Here is a 15476-nt window from a genome sequence, read left to right as displayed (position 1 = left end):
AAACCGAACCGACAATTAACAAAACCCTTTGGAGAAGCCCGATGGCTCACCACGCACGCTGGACGATGTCGCAAGTCACTGAATTATTCAACAAACCTTTCCTGGAGCTGATGTTTGAAGCGCAACAGGTGCACCGTCAGCACTTCGATCCGCGCCATGTTCAGGTCAGCACGCTGCTGTCGATTAAAACCGGGGCCTGCCCGGAAGACTGCAAATATTGCCCGCAGAGTGCGCGCTACAAAACCGGTCTCGAATCCGAGCGCCTGATGGAAGTGGAGCAGGTGCTCGACTCCGCGCGCAAGGCCAAAAACGCTGGCTCGACCCGCTTCTGCATGGGTGCGGCGTGGAAAAATCCGCATGACCGCGACATGCCGTATCTGGAGCAGATGGTGAAGGGGGTGAAGGAGATGGGGCTTGAAGCCTGTATGACCCTGGGCACGCTGAACGAGGAGCAGGCCCGGCGCCTCTCGGCGGCGGGGCTGGATTACTACAACCACAACCTCGATACCTCGCCTGAGTTTTACGGCAACATCATCACCACGCGCACCTATCAGGAGCGTCTGGACACGCTGGATAAAGTGCGTGATGCGGGGATCAAGGTCTGCTCCGGTGGGATCGTAGGACTGGGCGAGACGGTAAAAGATCGTGCGGGTCTCCTGTTACAGCTGGCGAACCTGCCGACCCCGCCGGAAAGCGTCCCCATCAACATGCTGGTGAAGGTTAAAGGCACGCCGCTGGCGGATAACGAGGACGTGGATGCGTTTGATTTTATCCGCACCATCGCGGTGGCGCGCATCATGATGCCAACCTCGTACGTTCGTCTCTCTGCCGGTCGTGAGCAGATGAACGAGCAGACCCAGGCAATGTGCTTCATGGCCGGGGCCAACTCCATCTTCTACGGCTGCAAACTGCTGACCACGCCAAACCCGGAAGAGGACAAAGACGTCCAGCTGTTCCGCAAGCTGGGGCTGAACCCGCACCAGACCGAGGTGCTGGCGGGGGATAACGAGCAACAGCAGCAGCTGGAGCAGCAGATTTTCAACGCCGACACTGACCAGTTCTACAACGCGGCAGCCGTATGACCTGGCAGGCACGTATCAATACCGCGCTCGACGAGCGGCGGGCGGCGGAGGCCTTCCGGGTTCGGAGGGTAGTGGAAAACGGCGCGGGCCGTTTTCTTACCCGGGAAGGCCAGCGCTTCTGTAATTTCTCCAGCAACGATTATCTGGGCCTGAGCCAGCACCCGCAGATCGTTCGTGCCTGGCAGCAGGGCGCGGATCGCTACGGCGTGGGCAGCGGTGGCTCCGGGCACGTCAGCGGTTACACCACGGCGCATCAGGCGCTGGAAGAGGCACTGGCCGACTGGCTGGGTTACCCGCGTGCGCTGCTGTTTATTTCCGGTTTTGCCGCGAATCAGGCGGTGATTGCCGCCCTGATGGGCAAAGATGACCGCATCGTCGCGGACCGCCTGAGCCATTCCTCCCTGCTTGAAGCGGCCAGTCTCAGCCCGGCACAACTGCGGCGTTTTGCCCATAACGATGCCGCACAGTTGAATGTCATGCTGGGTAAACCCTGTTCAGGACTTCAGCTGGCGGTAACGGAAGGGGTCTTCAGCATGGACGGCGACAGCGCACCCCTTGCCGCGCTGCACGAGACCGCGAAACAGCAGAACGCCTGGCTACTGGTCGACGATGCCCACGGCATTGGCGTCACCGGCGAGGAGGGACGTGGAAGCGCGTACCAGCAACGCGTCAGGCCGGAACTGCTGGTGGTCACCTTTGGCAAAGGCTTTGGCGTCAGCGGTGCCGCGGTGTTGTGCAGCGAGCCGGTGGCCGATTACCTGGTGCAGTTCGCCCGACACCTGATTTACAGCACCAGCATGCCCCCGGCGCAGGCCGTGGCGCTCTCTGCGTCGCTTACGGTGATCCGCAGCGAAGACGGCGCTGAACGCCGGGCGCGTCTGGCTGAACATATTCAGCGTTTTCGCCGGGGGATAAACGAACTCTCTTTCCGGCTCACCGATTCGCACAGCGCCATTCAGCCCGTGATTGTGGGTGAAAACTCCCGGGCGCTGGCGCTGGCACAGGCGCTACGAGAACGGGGGCAGTGGGTCACGGCGATCCGTCCGCCTACCGTGCCGCCAGGTACTGCGCGTTTGCGTCTGACGCTCACGGCAGCGCACGAGCCGCAGGATATCGATACGCTTCTGGAGGCGCTGCATGTCTCCTGTCAATAAACAGGCCGTCGCCGCCGCGTTTGGCCGGGCAGCGCAAAGCTATTCCCGGCACGATGAGCTGCAACGCCTGAGCGCACGCGGGTTGCTGTCCGCGCTCGGCGACCAACGGTTTCCACAGGTGCTGGACGCCGGCTGCGGGCCAGGAGGCAATAGCCGCTACTGGCGCGCAACCGGAAGCCACGTTACGGCGCTGGATTTATCCGCACAGATGCTGGATGAAGCCCGCCAGCAGCAGTCAGCAGACCATTATCTGGTGGCCGATATTGAGGCCATTCCGCTGGAGGATGCTCAGTTTGACCTTGTCTGGAGCCATCTGGCGGTGCAGTGGTGTGCCAGCCTGCCGCAGGCGCTACGCGAGCTATACCGCGTGGCGCGGCCCGGCGGGACGTTAGCGTTTACCACGCTGCTGGAAAGTTCTTTGCCGGAGCTGAATCAGGCATGGAAAGCGGTGGATGCAAAGCCGCATGCCAACCGGTTTCTCTCGCACGAGCAGGTCATTCAGGCGCTGACCGGCTGGCGCTATCGCAGCGTGGTCCAGACCGTCACCCTCGAATTTAGCGATGCGTTAAGCGCCATGCGATCGCTTAAGGGCATAGGCGCTACGCACCTGCACGCCGGGCGGGAGAAGAAGCCCCTTACCCGCGGACAACTCCAGCGTCTGGAGCTGGCGTGGCCGCAGGAGCGGGGCCAGTTCCCGCTCTCTTATCACCTTTTTCATGGGATTATTGAACGTGACTGAACGTTATTTTGTTACCGGCACGGACACCGAAGTCGGTAAAACGGTTGCCAGCGCCGCGCTGTTGCAGGCGGCGCGTCTGCTGGGGAAAACGACGGCCGGGTATAAGCCCGTGGCCTCTGGCAGCGAGATGACGCCGGAAGGCTTACGCAATACTGATGCGCTGACGCTACAGCGTAACAGCAGCCTTGCGCTGGCCTACTCTGCGGTAAATCCCTATACCTTTGCGGAACCCACCTCGCCGCACATCGTCAGCGCCGATGAAGATCGACCGATTGATTTTTCGGTTCTCTCTTCCGGGTTACGCGCCCTGGAAAGCCAGGCCGACTGGGTGCTGGTGGAGGGGGCCGGTGGCTGGTTTACCCCGCTTTCGGACGAGCAGACATTTGCTGACTGGGTGCAGGCCGAGCAGCTTCCGGTCATTCTGGTGGTCGGCGTGAAGCTTGGCTGTATCAACCACGCCATGCTGACCGCTCAGGCCGTGCAGCAGGCCGGGTTGCGTCTGGCAGGGTGGATTGCCAATGACGTGGTGGCGCCGGGAAAACGTCATGCTGAATATCTGGCGACGCTGAAGCGGGTACTGCCTGCGCCGTTTCTCGGCGAGATCCCGTGGCTTGCCGACGGCGCAGAGCACGCACAAACCGGGCGCTATCTTGACCTCAGCGCCGTATGTCCCGCGCCATCCAATGCGCAATAAGATCGTCATCCAGCTCGTTAACGTGGCCCTGTGCCACGTTACGCCCGCGATAAAGCATGCAGAAACGATCCGCTACCCGGCGGATAAACGACAGCTGTTGCTCCGCTAACAGCACCGTCATACCCAGCTCCCGATTTAACCGCACCAGCAGTTGCCCCAGCCTGCGGGCGAAACCTTGCCCTGCGCCATGCATGGGTTCATCCAGAATTAACACGCGCGGGCGATTAACCAGCGCGCTGGCGAGGGCCAGCTGATACTGGTCGTCAGGGGACAGCGTAGAGGCACGGATCTGCCGCAGCGGATAAAGCTCCGGAAACAGGGCGTACACCTCATTTTTTGATGTCGGGTCGGGTTCCCCCGTCGCCCGCATGGCGATATGCAGATTTTCATCGACGGTCAGCTGGGAGAATATCCGACGATCCTGCGGGACATAGCCTATTGTTGGCGGCGCAAGGCGTTCTGACGCAGGGCTGAGCAAATTACGCGGCGGCGCGCCAGCCTCATGCCAGATGATGGTGCCGCTCTCGACAGGCACTTTTCCGGTAATGCAGTTCATGAGCGTGGATTTACCCATACCAGGCAGGCCAATAATGCCCGTGCACACGCCCTGCGGGAAATCGATATTCACGTTCCATAGCGTATGTTGGCTTCCGTAAAACTGATTTACAGCACGCAGACTCAACATCTTTCTCTCCTTAAAAATGTATGGGGGTAATGCACAGACTGATATCTGCAAAACGCCTGCCAGGAACTTCATAATGATTAAAAAAAGGCTTTTTTTAGGAATAACTCACTATCAAAAGGTGAACGTTTGTTCGAATTGCACACTCCCGGTGCCGGGCATGTTGGATCGTGGTGCAGGGGAAATGACAAAATTGTGATTAAGATCTCGCCAGTCGCTTATGAAAAAATGAACGTTTTCCAGGCAAAAAAGCGTGATAAAAATTTTTTACTGCCGCTTCGTGGGAAAAACCGGGAATTTGCTGGGGTGCATGCTGTACGGGCTGGAAGCAGTTATCCACTATTCCTGTGGATAACCTTGTGCATTAGAGTTAGAAAACACGCGATAAGCGAGAGAATACGCGGCTTACGCCCAAATTGATGCGAAACGCGGCTTTATGAAATAGTCTTTATTTTTTAAAGAATTAGATAAAAGCAATTCCCTCAACCCCGGCGAGACCCGTTGCCATAAAACTTTCATAACCGCCCTTGACAAATGTTAAAAAAGTAATAGTTCTGGGGATAACCCCCTGAGGCTGGTGTTTTATTTTGTCACAGTCGAAATTTGGCTCGCGAACGCACTAATCCGCTCTGTGCTACGCTAAATATCCTGACACGCTACTGGTTTTTCATCCAGTGTTTTTTACTGGCAATCCTGGCCACAACGAGTAAAATTACTCACCTGCCGCTTATTCTGTCATCAGGTCGTCGCCCATGAGTAAACCGTTCAAATTGAATTCTGCTTTCCGTCCTTCCGGGGATCAGCCCGAGGCTATTCGTCGCCTGGAAGAGGGGCTGGAAGACGGGCTGGCGCACCAGACCCTGCTGGGGGTAACCGGTTCGGGCAAAACCTTCACCATCGCCAACGTCATTGCCGATCTCCAGCGTCCGACCATGGTTCTCGCGCCAAACAAAACGCTGGCGGCGCAGCTGTATGGCGAAATGAAAGAGTTCTTCCCGGAAAACGCGGTGGAATATTTCGTCTCCTACTACGACTACTACCAGCCGGAAGCCTACGTCCCCAGCTCTGACACGTTTATCGAGAAAGATGCCTCGGTGAACGAACACATCGAGCAGATGCGTTTGTCGGCGACCAAGGCGCTGCTTGAGCGTCGCGATGTGGTGGTGGTGGCCTCGGTGTCGGCGATCTACGGCCTGGGCGATCCGGATCTCTATCTCAAGATGATGCTGCACCTGACGCAGGGGATGATCATCGATCAGCGTGCGATTTTGCGTCGCCTGGCGGAGTTGCAGTACACCCGTAACGATCAGGCGTTCCAGCGCGGCACCTTCCGCGTGCGCGGCGAGGTGATTGATATCTTCCCGGCGGAATCGGACGACATGGCGCTGCGCGTGGAGCTGTTCGACGAAGAGGTTGAACGCCTGTCGCTGTTCGATCCGTTGACCGGTCACGTTGAGTCTGTCATCCAGCGCTTCACCATCTACCCGAAAACGCACTACGTAACGCCGCGCGAGCGTATCGTGCAGGCGATGGAAGAGATCAAAATCGAGCTGGCGGACCGCCGCAAGGTGCTGCTGGCGAACAATAAGCTGCTGGAAGAGCAACGCCTGAGCCAGCGCACCCAGTTCGATCTGGAGATGATGAACGAGCTGGGCTACTGCTCCGGCATCGAAAACTACTCGCGCTACCTCTCCGGGCGCGGGCCGGGCGAAGCGCCGCCGACGCTGTTTGACTACCTTCCGGCGGACGGCCTGCTGGTGATCGACGAATCCCACGTTACGATCCCCCAGATCGGCGGGATGTACCGCGGTGACCGCGCGCGTAAAGAGACGCTGGTGGAATACGGGTTCCGACTGCCTTCAGCGCTGGACAACCGTCCGATGAAGTTTGAAGAATTTGAGGCGCTCGCGCCGCAGACTATCTACGTCTCGGCGACGCCGGGCAACTACGAGCTGGAAAAATCCGGTGATGACGTGGTGGACCAGGTGGTGCGTCCAACCGGGCTGCTGGATCCGATTATCGAGGTGCGTCCGGTGGCGACGCAGGTGGACGATCTGCTCTCGGAAATACGTGCCCGTTCCGCCATCAACGAACGCGTGCTGGTCACCACGCTCACCAAACGTATGGCGGAAGATTTAACCGAGTATCTGGAAGAACACGGCGAGAAGGTGCGGTATCTGCACTCGGATATCGATACCGTGGAGCGCATGGAGATTATCCGCGATCTGCGTCTGGGCGAGTTCGACGTGCTGGTGGGTATCAACCTTCTGCGAGAAGGTCTGGATATGCCGGAGGTGTCGCTGGTGGCGATTCTGGACGCGGACAAAGAGGGCTTCCTGCGTTCCGAGCGCTCGCTGATCCAGACCATTGGCCGCGCCGCACGTAACGTCAACGGCAAGGCGATTCTGTACGGGGATAAAATCACCCCGTCAATGGCCAAAGCGATTGGCGAAACGGAACGTCGTCGCGAGAAGCAGCAGCGCTACAACGAAGAGCACGGCATCACGCCGCAAGGGCTGAACAAAAAGGTGGTGGATATCCTGGCGCTGGGTCAGAACATTGCGAAGACCAAAGCGAAAGGCCGCGGCAAGGCCCGTTCAGTGGTGGAAGAGGATACCGTCGCGCTGACGCCGAAAGCGTTGCAGCAGAAGATCCACGAGCTGGAAGGGCAGATGATGCAGCATGCGCAGAATCTGGAGTTCGAAGAGGCCGCGCAAATCCGCGATCAGCTGCATCAGCTGCGGGATCTGTTTATTGCGGCATCGTAGGTAAAGCGGCGTGTATTCCCCCTCTCCCCGTGGGCTGAGGGATCCCCAGTAATTTTTAAGCTGAAGCAATAAAGCGACTTTCAGAATGAACGATGGCTTGCAGCGACGTCCTGGTCCGGCTGTAAATCGCCGAAGCGTTTCCGTAAGGCCGGGGCGAGGCGCAGGGATGCGCCGAGAGGGCGTGGCCTGCATGGATGCAGGCTCATGCCCGACCCGATAGCCTGAAGGAATAAGCTGAGGGCACCGCGAAGCGGCGATTTACCGCCGGTAGCCCGGGTCGCCAGGGCGGTGGCGATTGAGCCGCCCTGGCACGTTCACCGGTCATATGCTTACAGAGTAGCAAGGAACATAACGTGAACGGAATGACCACTACCGCCGTATGTGCCCCTCACCCTAACCCTCTCCCCAAAGGGGCGAGGGGATGGTTCACTGCTCGCATTAATTTGTGGGGATTCCTCAGCCCCGTGGGAGAGGGCTGGGGTGAGGGCATCAGGCCGCACAGAGCGAACCTAACCCAACGCCTGAATCGCCTTTTCCAGCGCCTCGCGCAGCAGGTGGCGATCGTGGCGATATTTTATATCGCTGGCTTCCAGCGGCTCCTGTACCACCACGCGATCGCCAATCCCCGACACATCCACTTTCGGCCCGACCACGACACCATCGATAATTTTCTTACCAACGTACTGTTCCATCAGGTCCAGCTTATCCGCCAGCGACAGGCTTGCCGCCGCCGGACTGAGTTCGCGGCCTAAATTACCGATATAGACCATGGGCGCGGGCGTTCTGCGTAGCGCCTGCGCCAGCTCTTTCACCAGCAGGATCGGCATCAGGCTGGTATAAAAACTCCCCGGCCCAATCAGGATCAGATCGGCCTCGCCAATCGCCTCTACCGCCTCACGCGTAGCGGGTACGCTGGGATAGGTCATCAGCTCTTTTGGCGGCAGCAGAAGCTGGTCGATGTTAACTTCGCCGTAGACTTCGTGATCTTCAGCATCGATCGCCATTAAATCCACCGGCTGTTCGGACATCGGGATCAGCAACGCATCCACCTTCAGCAGGTTACGAATTAAATTTATCGCTTCCAGAGGGCGCACGCTCAGGTGATCCAGCGCCTTTAACATCAGATTTCCGAGGTTATGGCCTGAAAGTTCGCCATTCCCGCCAAAACGATACTCAAACATCGCAGAAGCCACGCTTGGCTCCGTGATGAGCTGGTTGAGACAGTTGCGCATGTCACCCCAGGCGATCCCGCCTTCAGCACGTCGGATCCGCCCGGTTGAGCCGCCGTTGTCCGTTGTTGTCACGATGCCCGTCAGGCGTGAGCCGAGTGACGATAACGACGACATAACCCGTCCCAGACCGTGTCCTCCGCCAAGAGCGACCACGCGGTCCAGATCCGCAAAAGTGCGATTGCGCATACCTATTCCTTATCCTGTTTAGCTTGCGTCACAGTAACGCAACTACTCCTAAAAGACGATGCCTCTTACCTTCCATAATGACGTATATCAATGCGAAAGCGCTGTTTATGCGTATTCTTTAGTGAAAATGCACGATAACGCCGCTATATATAAATTTATATAGCGAAAAGCGATAATGGCGAAGTGGCGATTTCCACGCTACTATCGCCATAACCCTGTTTTCAACACTGAAAACATACACTCTAGCCCTGGCGCCTGTGTCGAGAGATATGGCGCCCTGGCCGTGGCGGTTTTGCCACCAGGGTACAGAAAGAAATGACTGTGCCTCCCGATCTGGAAAGGTGTACATGGCTTCACAACTTACTGATGCTTTCGCGCGTAAGTTTTTCTACTTACGTCTGTCGATTACCGACGTGTGCAACTTCCGTTGCACCTACTGCCTGCCCGATGGCTACAAGCCGGGCAGCGTCACCAATAACGGCTTTCTCTCCGTGGATGAAGTACGCCGCGTTACGCGCGCGTTTTCGGAACTCGGTACGGAAAAAGTGCGTCTGACCGGGGGCGAACCCTCCCTGCGTCGTGATTTCCCTGACATCATTGCCGCCGTGCGTGAAAACGAACGTATCCGCCAGATTGCGGTGACCACCAACGGTTACCGCATGGCGCGTGACGTGGCGAACTGGCGTGATGCGGGGCTGACGGCGATTAACGTCAGCGTCGATAGCCTGGACGCCCGTCAGTTCCACGCCATTACCGGCCAGGACAAGTTCCGCCAGGTGATGGACGGCATCGATGCCGCATTCACCGCCGGTTTCGACAAGGTCAAAGTCAATACCGTGTTGATGCGTGATGTGAACCACCATCAGCTGGACACCTTCCTGGCGTGGATCAAACCGCGGCGCATTCAACTGCGTTTCATTGAGCTGATGGAGACCGGGGAGGGCAGCGAGCTGTTCCGTCGGCATCACATCTCCGGCATGGTGCTGCGCGACGAGCTGCTGAAACGCGGCTGGATCCACCAGATCCGCCAGCGCAGCGATGGCCCGGCACAGGTCTTTTGTCACCCGGATTATGAAGGTGAGATTGGGCTTATCATGCCCTATGAGAAAGACTTCTGTGCCAGCTGCAACCGCCTGCGCGTCTCCTCCGTCGGCATGCTGCACCTCTGCCTGTTCGGGGATGGCGGCGTCGATCTGCGCGATTTGCTGGAAGATGACGCCCAACAGGACGCGCTTGAAGCCCGCATTTCCGAGGCCCTGACGCACAAAAAACAGACCCATTTCCTGCATCAGGGCAACACCGGCATTACTCAGAACCTGTCCTATATCGGCGGGTAATCAGGCTTTAGAAGGAACCAGAAGATGAGTCAGGTAAGCGCGGAATTTATCCCGACACGCATTGCTATTCTTACCGTTTCCGATCGTCGTGGTGAAGAGGATGATACCTCCGGCCACTGGCTGCGCGAGGCGGCACACGAAGCCGGACACCAGATCGTTGATAAAGCGATCGTCAAAGAGAACCGTTACGCCATTCGCGCTCAGGTCTCACAGTGGATTGCGAGCGATGACGTCCAGGTGGTGCTGATCACCGGCGGCACCGGCTTTACCGCAGGCGACCAGGCGCCAGAAGCGCTGATCCCGCTGTTCGATCGCGAAGTGGAAGGCTTCGGCGAAGTGTTCCGCATGCTCTCGTTTGAAGAGATTGGCACCTCTACGCTTCAGTCCCGTGCCGTCGCGGGGGTGGCGAACAGGACGCTGATTTTCGCCATGCCGGGGTCGACCAAAGCCTGTCGCACCGCGTGGGAAAACATTATTGCCCCGCAGCTGGATGCCCGTACCCGTCCGTGTAATTTCCATCCCCATTTAAAGAAATAAGCTATGTCACAACTGACCCACATTAACGCCGCTGGCGAAGCGCATATGGTGGATGTCTCCGCCAAGGCCGAAACGGTGCGCGAGGCGCGCGCGGAAGCGTTCGTCACCATGCTGCCCGAAACGCTGGCGATGATCATCGACGGCAGCCATCACAAGGGTGATGTTTTTGCCACCGCGCGCATCGCCGGAATTCAGGCCGCCAAACGTACCTGGGATTTAATCCCGCTCTGCCATCCGCTGATGCTCAGCAAGGTAGAGGTGAATTTGCAGGCACAGCCGGAGCATAACCGCGTGCGTATTGAATCCCTGTGTCGCTTAACCGGGAAAACCGGCGTGGAGATGGAGGCGTTGACGGCAGCCTCCGTGGCGGCGCTGACCATCTACGATATGTGTAAAGCGGTGCAGAAAGATATGGTGATTGGTCCGGTGCGTTTGCTGGCAAAAAGCGGCGGCAAATCCGGCGATTTTAAGGTGGAAAGCCATGATTAAGGTGCTCTTTTTTGCCCAGGTCCGCGAGCTGGTCAATACCGACAGCCTGACGCTGGACGGCTCTTTTGAAAATGTCGCCGCCCTGCGTGCGCATCTGGCGGCGCAAGGCGACCGCTGGGCGCTGGCGCTGGACGAAAGCAAACTACTGGCCGCCGTGAATCAGACGCTGGTGGAACTGAACCACCCGCTGGCCGAAGGGGACGAAGTGGCCTTCTTCCCGCCGGTCACAGGGGGTTAAGATGACGGAAACCCGAATTCTGGTCGGCCCTGAACGCTTTAGCGTCGGTACCGAATACAGCTGGCTGGCAGAGCGCGATGAAGACGGCGCGGTCGTGACGTTTACCGGGAAAGTGCGTAATCATAATCTCGGCGACAGCGTAAAAGCGCTGACGCTGGAGCACTATCCGGGGATGACCGAGAAATCGCTGGCGGGCATTGTCGAAGAGGCGCGAGGCCGCTGGCCGCTTGGGCGCGTTACGGTTATCCATCGCATCGGCGAAATGTGGCCCGGTGAAGAGATTGTGTTTGTCGGCGTCACCAGCGCCCATCGCGGGAGTGCTTTTGCGGCGGGGGAGTTCATCATGGATTACCTCAAAACCAAAGCGCCGTTCTGGAAGCGTGAAGCGACGCCGGAAGGTGAGCGCTGGGTGGAATCGCGGGACAGCGATAAACAGGCAGCCAGCCGCTGGTAACAGGTTTACGTGGATGTGTTAGTCTTAACGTGTGTGTTTACTTAATCAGGAGTGAATCATGGACCGATTTCCGCGTTCCGATTCGATAGTTCAGCAGACCCGTAGCGGGCTGCAAACCTACATGGCTCAGGTGTATGGCTGGATGACGGTCGGCCTGCTGCTTACCGCGTTTATCGCGTGGTATGCGGCAAACACGCCTGAACTGATGATGTTCATCTTCTCCAGCAAAATCACCTTCTTTGGGCTGATTATTGCGCAACTGGCGCTGGTGTTCGTGCTCTCCGGACTGGTGCACAAGCTCAGCGCGGGCATGGCGACCACGCTGTTTATGCTCTATTCAGCGCTGACCGGGCTGACGCTCTCCAGTATTTTCATCGTCTATACCTACTCCTCCATTGCCAGCACCTTTGTCGTCACCGGCGGGATGTTCGGTGTGATGAGCCTGTACGGTTACACCACCAAACGCGACCTGAGCGGTTTCGGCAGCATGCTGTTTATGGGGCTGATCGGGATTGTGCTGGCGTCGCTGGTAAACCTGTGGCTGAAGAGTGAAGCGCTGATGTGGGCAGTGACCTATATCGGGGTGGTGATCTTCGTTGGCTTGACCGCCTACGACACCCAGAAGCTGAAAAATATCGGTGAACAAATTGACGTTCGCGACAGTTCGAACCTGCGCAAATACTCGATTCTGGGCGCGCTGACGCTTTATCTGGACTTTATCAACCTGTTCCTGATGCTGCTGCGGATTTTTGGCTTCCGTCGCTAGGGTTGTTTTGCCGGGTGGCGACTTCGCCTTACCCGGCCTACGGTTCTCAAAACGGCAACTTCGTTGCCGTTTTGCTTTTATTTTGCCATCGCCTTCTCGTTCTTCGCGCGCAGCTTTTTCGCCCGACTCTCCAGCACCAGATAACAGACCGTTGCCAGCGCCAGCGGCAGGAAGTAATAGATCATGCGGTAGGCGAGCAGGGCGGCGATTATCGTCCCGTGAGAAACATGCTCCCCCGCAAGCAGCGCGATAAACACCGCTTCCAGTACGCCGATCCCCGCCGGAATATGCACAATGACCCCGGCAATACTGCTCACCAGCAGCACGCCCAGCACGAAGAAGTAGTTCACATCTTCGCCAATCAACAGCCAGATAATGGCCCCCATCGCCATCCAGTTGGCGCTGGAAACCACCATTTGCAGGACGGCAAACTTCCACGACGGCAGCACCAGCTTTTGGCCTTTAATGGTCATATGGCGACGTTTGGCAAAGGCGCAGGCCCACAGGTAGGCGGCGATGATCAGCAGCAGTACGATGCCCAGAATGCGCAGGGTAGCTTCATCGATATACCAGTGTGCAGGCAGCTGTACCACGCCAATGGTGAAAATCACCCCGCCGAGCAGGATATACCCCAGCCAGTTGGTGGTGATACTCAGCGAGAAAATGCGCGTAATGGTGCCACCCGGTAAGCCCAGGCGGGAATACAGGCGATAGCGCATGCCAATCCCGCCCACCCAGGTGCTCAGCGTCAGGTTAAAGGCGTAGCAGATGAACGAGACCAGCATAACCTGCCGTTTGGCAAGCTTATGCCCGCAGTAGGCGCGCCCCAGCAGGTCATAGCAGCCGTACATCAGGTAGCTCACAATCACCAGCCCAACGGCCCCCAGCAGGACTGTCCGGTTGTAGTTGCGGATAACTTTCCACACCTCTTCCCAGTCCACCTTTTGGGCATACACCACCAGCAGGACCGCGACGGCGATGAAGAACAGCCAGGTCAGGATTTTTTTCGCCAGCCGCCAGCGAGGATGAGATTTCGACATCAGGTTTTCCCTCCATCTTCCGCCTCTACGCGGTCCTGGGTTTCCATTTCGGGTTGCACAGGCGGATCCACCAGCGCCAGTTTCGGCGTATGGGCGGGCAGCCAGCCCACCATGGCCGGGAAGTGGCGCAGGAAGTGGAACACCACCACGCCGATGCCCACGTTCCACCAGCTGCGTTTTGGCACCATAGATTCATCCACCCGAACGCAGTCTCGGGTGATAAGACCCTGAAGGTTATCGCGCAGGGTCTGGTTAAACTGGCGATCGTGGATGATCAGGTTCGCTTCCAGGTTGAGCGATAAGCTCAGCGGATCGAGGTTACTGGAGCCGACGGTCGCCCAGTGGTCATCCATCACGGCCACTTTGCCGTGCAGCGGGCGGCGGCGATATTCATAGATCTGCACGCCGCTTTTGACCAGATAGCGATAGAGCAAACGCGCGCCGACCTTCACAATCGGCATATCCGGCTCGCCCTGCACGATGAGCTTCACGGTCACGCCGCGTCGGGCCGCGTTGCGCATGGCGTGCAAAATCCGGTAGCCGGGGAAGAAATAGGCATTGGCGATAATCACCTCGCGCTTCGCGTTCGCCAGCATCTTCAGGTAATGACGTTCAATATCATCCCGGTGCTCCTCGTTATCCCGCCAGACAAACAGCGCCTGCGCTTCGCCGGGCTTGCGGTTCTCCTCCGGGCGATGACGGCGTCGCCACCAGCGGCGAACGGCCTCTTTGCCGGGTAAATTTTCCAGCACGAACAGCTGGATGTCCTGAACTACCGGTCCTTCGATGCGGATCGCATAGTCCTGTTTAGCCTCAGGGCCGTAATCCGACATATGCTCGGCGGAGTAGTTGATGCCGCCAACGAAGGCCACCTTTTCATCCACCACCACAATTTTGCGGTGCATCCGACGGAACAGATTGGTGCGCATGCCGAACAGACGTGGGCCGGGATCGTAATAGCGGAACACCACCCCTGCGGCGGTGAGTTCATTCACAAAATCATCGCTAAGATCCGGCGAGCCATATCCGTCAAGCAGAACCTCGATTTTTATCCCGCGACGGGCGGCATGCAGCAGTGCGCTGTGCAACTGCCTGCCCACGTCGTCTTCAAACCAGATGAACGTTTCCAGAAAAACTTTCTGCTGTGCGTGGCTAATCGCCTCAAAAACCGCCGGATAATAGTTATCGCCATTTTCCAGCAGCGTAATACGGTTACCTTCCTGCCATGTGCATTTCATAAGTGGATCTCCGCGCTGAGTGGGGCATGGTCGGAGAGATGTCGCCAGTTGAGTAAAGCCAGCGCCGTCGGGCTGCTGGCGTGGGCATTTTTTACGTAGATGCGGTCAAGGCGCAGCAGGGGGAAGCGCACCGGAAACGTCCGCGCGGGGCGACCGCGTGCGCGGGTAAAAATCTCCTCCAGCCCCGCATGTACCTTTAGCGGATGGTTGGCACGCTGTCGCCAGTCGTTGAAATCACCGGCCACGACAACAGGTTCGCCCTCCGGCAGCGCATTGGTCCAGTCTGCCAGCATCTGTAGCTGGGCCTGACGGTGGGCTTCACGCAGGCCAAGATGAACACAGCCGACATGAATGGGAAAATCGAGCGCCGGGGGCGTGATGCGGCAGTATAACAGCCCGCGTTTTTCGCTTTCGCCAACCGAGACGTCCCGGTTCTCATAATGCTCGATAGGAAAACGCGACAGTACCGCATTACCATGATGCCCCTCCGGGTAGACCGCATTGCGCCCGTAGGCGTAATCGCTCCACATGGTATCCGCCAGAAACTCGTAATGGGGCGTGTCGGGCCAGTTTTCGAAATGCATCGGGTGCACCTCGTGTGCGCCCATGACCTCCTGGAGGCAGACAATATCGGCGCTGACAGTGCGTACCGCGTCGCGCAGCTCCGGTAAAATGAAGCGGCGGTTAAATGCTGTGAAGCCCTTATGAATGTTTATCGTCAGCACCTTAAGCGAGAAATGCTGCGTTTTTTTGCTCATAAACACCTTCCTGGGTGACTATCCCGATGAAAATAAAGTGTAGTAGGCGTCACAAAAAGATGCGGCGTTACGGAATTTTCCG

General features: G+C 57.9%; 16 protein-coding genes and 1 riboswitch. Of the genes, 11 read left to right on the top strand and 5 right to left on the bottom strand.

What is annotated here, in order from left to right; translation table 11 throughout:
• Positions 1–41 precede the first annotated feature (41 nt).
• From bioB to bioD, 4 genes are read left to right on the top strand one after another with little or no spacing between them, the layout of a single operon-like run.
• Positions 42–1082 (top strand): biotin synthase BioB, encoded by a 1041-nt coding sequence (bioB, locus tag BH712_RS07085; RefSeq protein ID WP_006809536.1) that lies wholly within the window; start codon positions 42–44, stop codon positions 1080–1082.
• Positions 1079–2236 carry an 8-amino-7-oxononanoate synthase gene (bioF, locus tag BH712_RS07080; RefSeq protein WP_006809535.1) on the top strand — a complete coding sequence of 386 codons (1158 nt, stop codon included), beginning with the start codon at positions 1079–1081 and terminating at the stop codon, positions 2234–2236. Before bioB ends, bioF begins: the two co-directional genes overlap by 4 nt.
• Positions 2220–2975 (top strand): malonyl-ACP O-methyltransferase BioC, encoded by a 756-nt coding sequence (gene bioC, locus BH712_RS07075; RefSeq protein WP_006809534.1) that lies wholly within the window; start codon positions 2220–2222, stop codon positions 2973–2975. Before bioF ends, bioC begins: the two co-directional genes overlap by 17 nt.
• A complete protein-coding gene (gene bioD, locus BH712_RS07070) occupies positions 2968–3669 on the top strand; it encodes a dethiobiotin synthase (protein WP_169313198.1) in 702 nt (233 codons plus the stop codon). Before bioC ends, bioD begins: the two co-directional genes overlap by 8 nt.
• On the opposite strand, the gene BH712_RS07065 is transcribed toward bioD, so the two are convergent.
• Complete coding sequence (locus tag BH712_RS07065) at positions 3632–4354, bottom strand: ABC transporter ATP-binding protein (RefSeq protein WP_006809532.1); 723 nt, start codon at positions 4352–4354, stop codon at positions 3632–3634. The two genes, bioD and BH712_RS07065, sit on opposite strands and share 38 nt — an antisense overlap.
• 749 nt (positions 4355–5103) lie before the next feature.
• Between BH712_RS07065 and uvrB the strand changes: the two genes are divergently transcribed.
• On the top strand, positions 5104–7119 hold the full coding sequence (uvrB, locus tag BH712_RS07055; protein ID WP_003858519.1) for an excinuclease ABC subunit UvrB: 2016 nt from the start codon (positions 5104–5106) through the stop codon (positions 7117–7119).
• A gap of 509 nt (positions 7120–7628) precedes the next feature.
• Here the strand turns inward: uvrB and yvcK are convergent.
• Complete coding sequence (gene yvcK / locus BH712_RS07050) at positions 7629–8537, bottom strand: uridine diphosphate-N-acetylglucosamine-binding protein YvcK (protein WP_006809531.1); 909 nt, start codon at positions 8535–8537, stop codon at positions 7629–7631.
• Between the two features lie 226 nt (positions 8538–8763).
• Positions 8764–8897, top strand: a riboswitch (molybdenum cofactor riboswitch).
• On the opposite strand from yvcK, the gene moaA reads away from it, so the two are divergent.
• From moaA to BH712_RS07020, 6 genes are all read left to right on the top strand, one after another.
• On the top strand, positions 8885–9874 hold the full coding sequence (gene moaA, locus BH712_RS07045; RefSeq protein ID WP_006809530.1) for a GTP 3',8-cyclase MoaA: 990 nt from the start codon (positions 8885–8887) through the stop codon (positions 9872–9874). It overlaps the preceding riboswitch by 13 nt.
• A gap of 24 nt (positions 9875–9898) precedes the next feature.
• Positions 9899–10411, top strand: a complete 513-nt coding sequence (moaB, locus tag BH712_RS07040; RefSeq protein ID WP_006809529.1) for a molybdenum cofactor biosynthesis protein B — start codon at positions 9899–9901, stop codon at positions 10409–10411.
• A gap of 3 nt (positions 10412–10414) precedes the next feature.
• Positions 10415–10900 (top strand): cyclic pyranopterin monophosphate synthase MoaC, encoded by a 486-nt coding sequence (gene moaC / locus BH712_RS07035; RefSeq protein WP_006809528.1) that lies wholly within the window; start codon positions 10415–10417, stop codon positions 10898–10900.
• Positions 10893–11138, top strand: a complete 246-nt coding sequence (moaD, locus tag BH712_RS07030) for a molybdopterin synthase sulfur carrier subunit (protein WP_006809527.1) — start codon at positions 10893–10895, stop codon at positions 11136–11138. The genes moaC and moaD overlap by 8 nt, the downstream gene beginning before the upstream one ends.
• 1 nt (position 11139) lies before the next feature.
• On the top strand, positions 11140–11592 hold the full coding sequence (gene moaE, locus BH712_RS07025) for a molybdopterin synthase catalytic subunit MoaE (RefSeq protein ID WP_006809526.1): 453 nt from the start codon (positions 11140–11142) through the stop codon (positions 11590–11592).
• A 58-nt stretch (positions 11593–11650) separates the two neighbouring features.
• The gene (locus tag BH712_RS07020) at positions 11651–12358 is read left to right on the top strand and encodes a Bax inhibitor-1/YccA family protein (protein WP_006809525.1); all 708 of its coding nucleotides are present in this window, start codon (positions 11651–11653) and stop codon (positions 12356–12358) included.
• 77 nt (positions 12359–12435) lie between these two features.
• Here BH712_RS07020 and BH712_RS07015 read toward each other — a convergent pair whose 3' ends face one another.
• The 3 genes from BH712_RS07015 to BH712_RS07005 are packed head-to-tail and all read right to left on the bottom strand — an operon-like array spanning position 12436 to position 15394.
• Positions 12436–13398: a lysylphosphatidylglycerol synthase domain-containing protein gene (locus BH712_RS07015; protein WP_003858505.1), complete on the bottom strand. Its 963-nt coding sequence runs from the start codon at positions 13396–13398 to the stop codon at positions 12436–12438.
• The gene (clsB, locus tag BH712_RS07010) at positions 13398–14636 is read right to left on the bottom strand and encodes a cardiolipin synthase ClsB (RefSeq protein ID WP_006809524.1); all 1239 of its coding nucleotides are present in this window, start codon (positions 14634–14636) and stop codon (positions 13398–13400) included. The genes BH712_RS07015 and clsB overlap by 1 nt, the downstream gene beginning before the upstream one ends.
• On the bottom strand, positions 14633–15394 hold the full coding sequence (locus BH712_RS07005) for an endonuclease/exonuclease/phosphatase family protein (protein ID WP_006809523.1): 762 nt from the start codon (positions 15392–15394) through the stop codon (positions 14633–14635). Before BH712_RS07005 ends, clsB begins: the two co-directional genes overlap by 4 nt.
• Positions 15395–15476: the final 82 nt, after the last annotated feature.

The organism is Enterobacter hormaechei ATCC 49162, from assembly GCF_001875655.1.
Classification (GTDB): Bacteria; Pseudomonadota; Gammaproteobacteria; order Enterobacterales; family Enterobacteriaceae; genus Enterobacter; species Enterobacter hormaechei.
Note: the sequence above shows the minus strand (reverse complement) of the source record. Positions and strands in the feature narration are given on the sequence as shown.

Excerpts from the sequence above, each read along its gene's own strand:
- uvrB (WP_003858519.1), top strand. The coding sequence starts at position 5,104 with ATGAGTAAACCGTTCAAATTGAATTCTGCTTTCCGTCCTTCCGGGGAT.
- moaD (WP_006809527.1), top strand. The coding sequence starts at position 10,893 with ATGATTAAGGTGCTCTTTTTTGCCCAGGTCCGCGAGCTGGTCAATACC.
- BH712_RS07005 (WP_006809523.1), bottom strand. The coding sequence starts at position 15,394 with ATGAGCAAAAAAACGCAGCATTTCTCGCTTAAGGTGCTGACGATAAAC.
- bioF (WP_006809535.1), top strand. The coding sequence starts at position 1,079 with ATGACCTGGCAGGCACGTATCAATACCGCGCTCGACGAGCGGCGGGCG.
- moaE (WP_006809526.1), top strand. The coding sequence starts at position 11,140 with ATGACGGAAACCCGAATTCTGGTCGGCCCTGAACGCTTTAGCGTCGGT.
- clsB (WP_006809524.1), bottom strand. The coding sequence starts at position 14,636 with ATGAAATGCACATGGCAGGAAGGTAACCGTATTACGCTGCTGGAAAAT.
- bioB (WP_006809536.1), top strand. The coding sequence starts at position 42 with ATGGCTCACCACGCACGCTGGACGATGTCGCAAGTCACTGAATTATTC.
- moaB (WP_006809529.1), top strand. The coding sequence starts at position 9,899 with ATGAGTCAGGTAAGCGCGGAATTTATCCCGACACGCATTGCTATTCTT.
- bioC (WP_006809534.1), top strand. The coding sequence starts at position 2,220 with ATGTCTCCTGTCAATAAACAGGCCGTCGCCGCCGCGTTTGGCCGGGCA.
- BH712_RS07020 (WP_006809525.1), top strand. The coding sequence starts at position 11,651 with ATGGACCGATTTCCGCGTTCCGATTCGATAGTTCAGCAGACCCGTAGC.
- BH712_RS07015 (WP_003858505.1), bottom strand. The coding sequence starts at position 13,398 with ATGTCGAAATCTCATCCTCGCTGGCGGCTGGCGAAAAAAATCCTGACC.
- moaC (WP_006809528.1), top strand. The coding sequence starts at position 10,415 with ATGTCACAACTGACCCACATTAACGCCGCTGGCGAAGCGCATATGGTG.
- yvcK (WP_006809531.1), bottom strand. The coding sequence starts at position 8,537 with ATGCGCAATCGCACTTTTGCGGATCTGGACCGCGTGGTCGCTCTTGGC.
- moaA (WP_006809530.1), top strand. The coding sequence starts at position 8,885 with ATGGCTTCACAACTTACTGATGCTTTCGCGCGTAAGTTTTTCTACTTA.
- BH712_RS07065 (WP_006809532.1), bottom strand. The coding sequence starts at position 4,354 with ATGTTGAGTCTGCGTGCTGTAAATCAGTTTTACGGAAGCCAACATACG.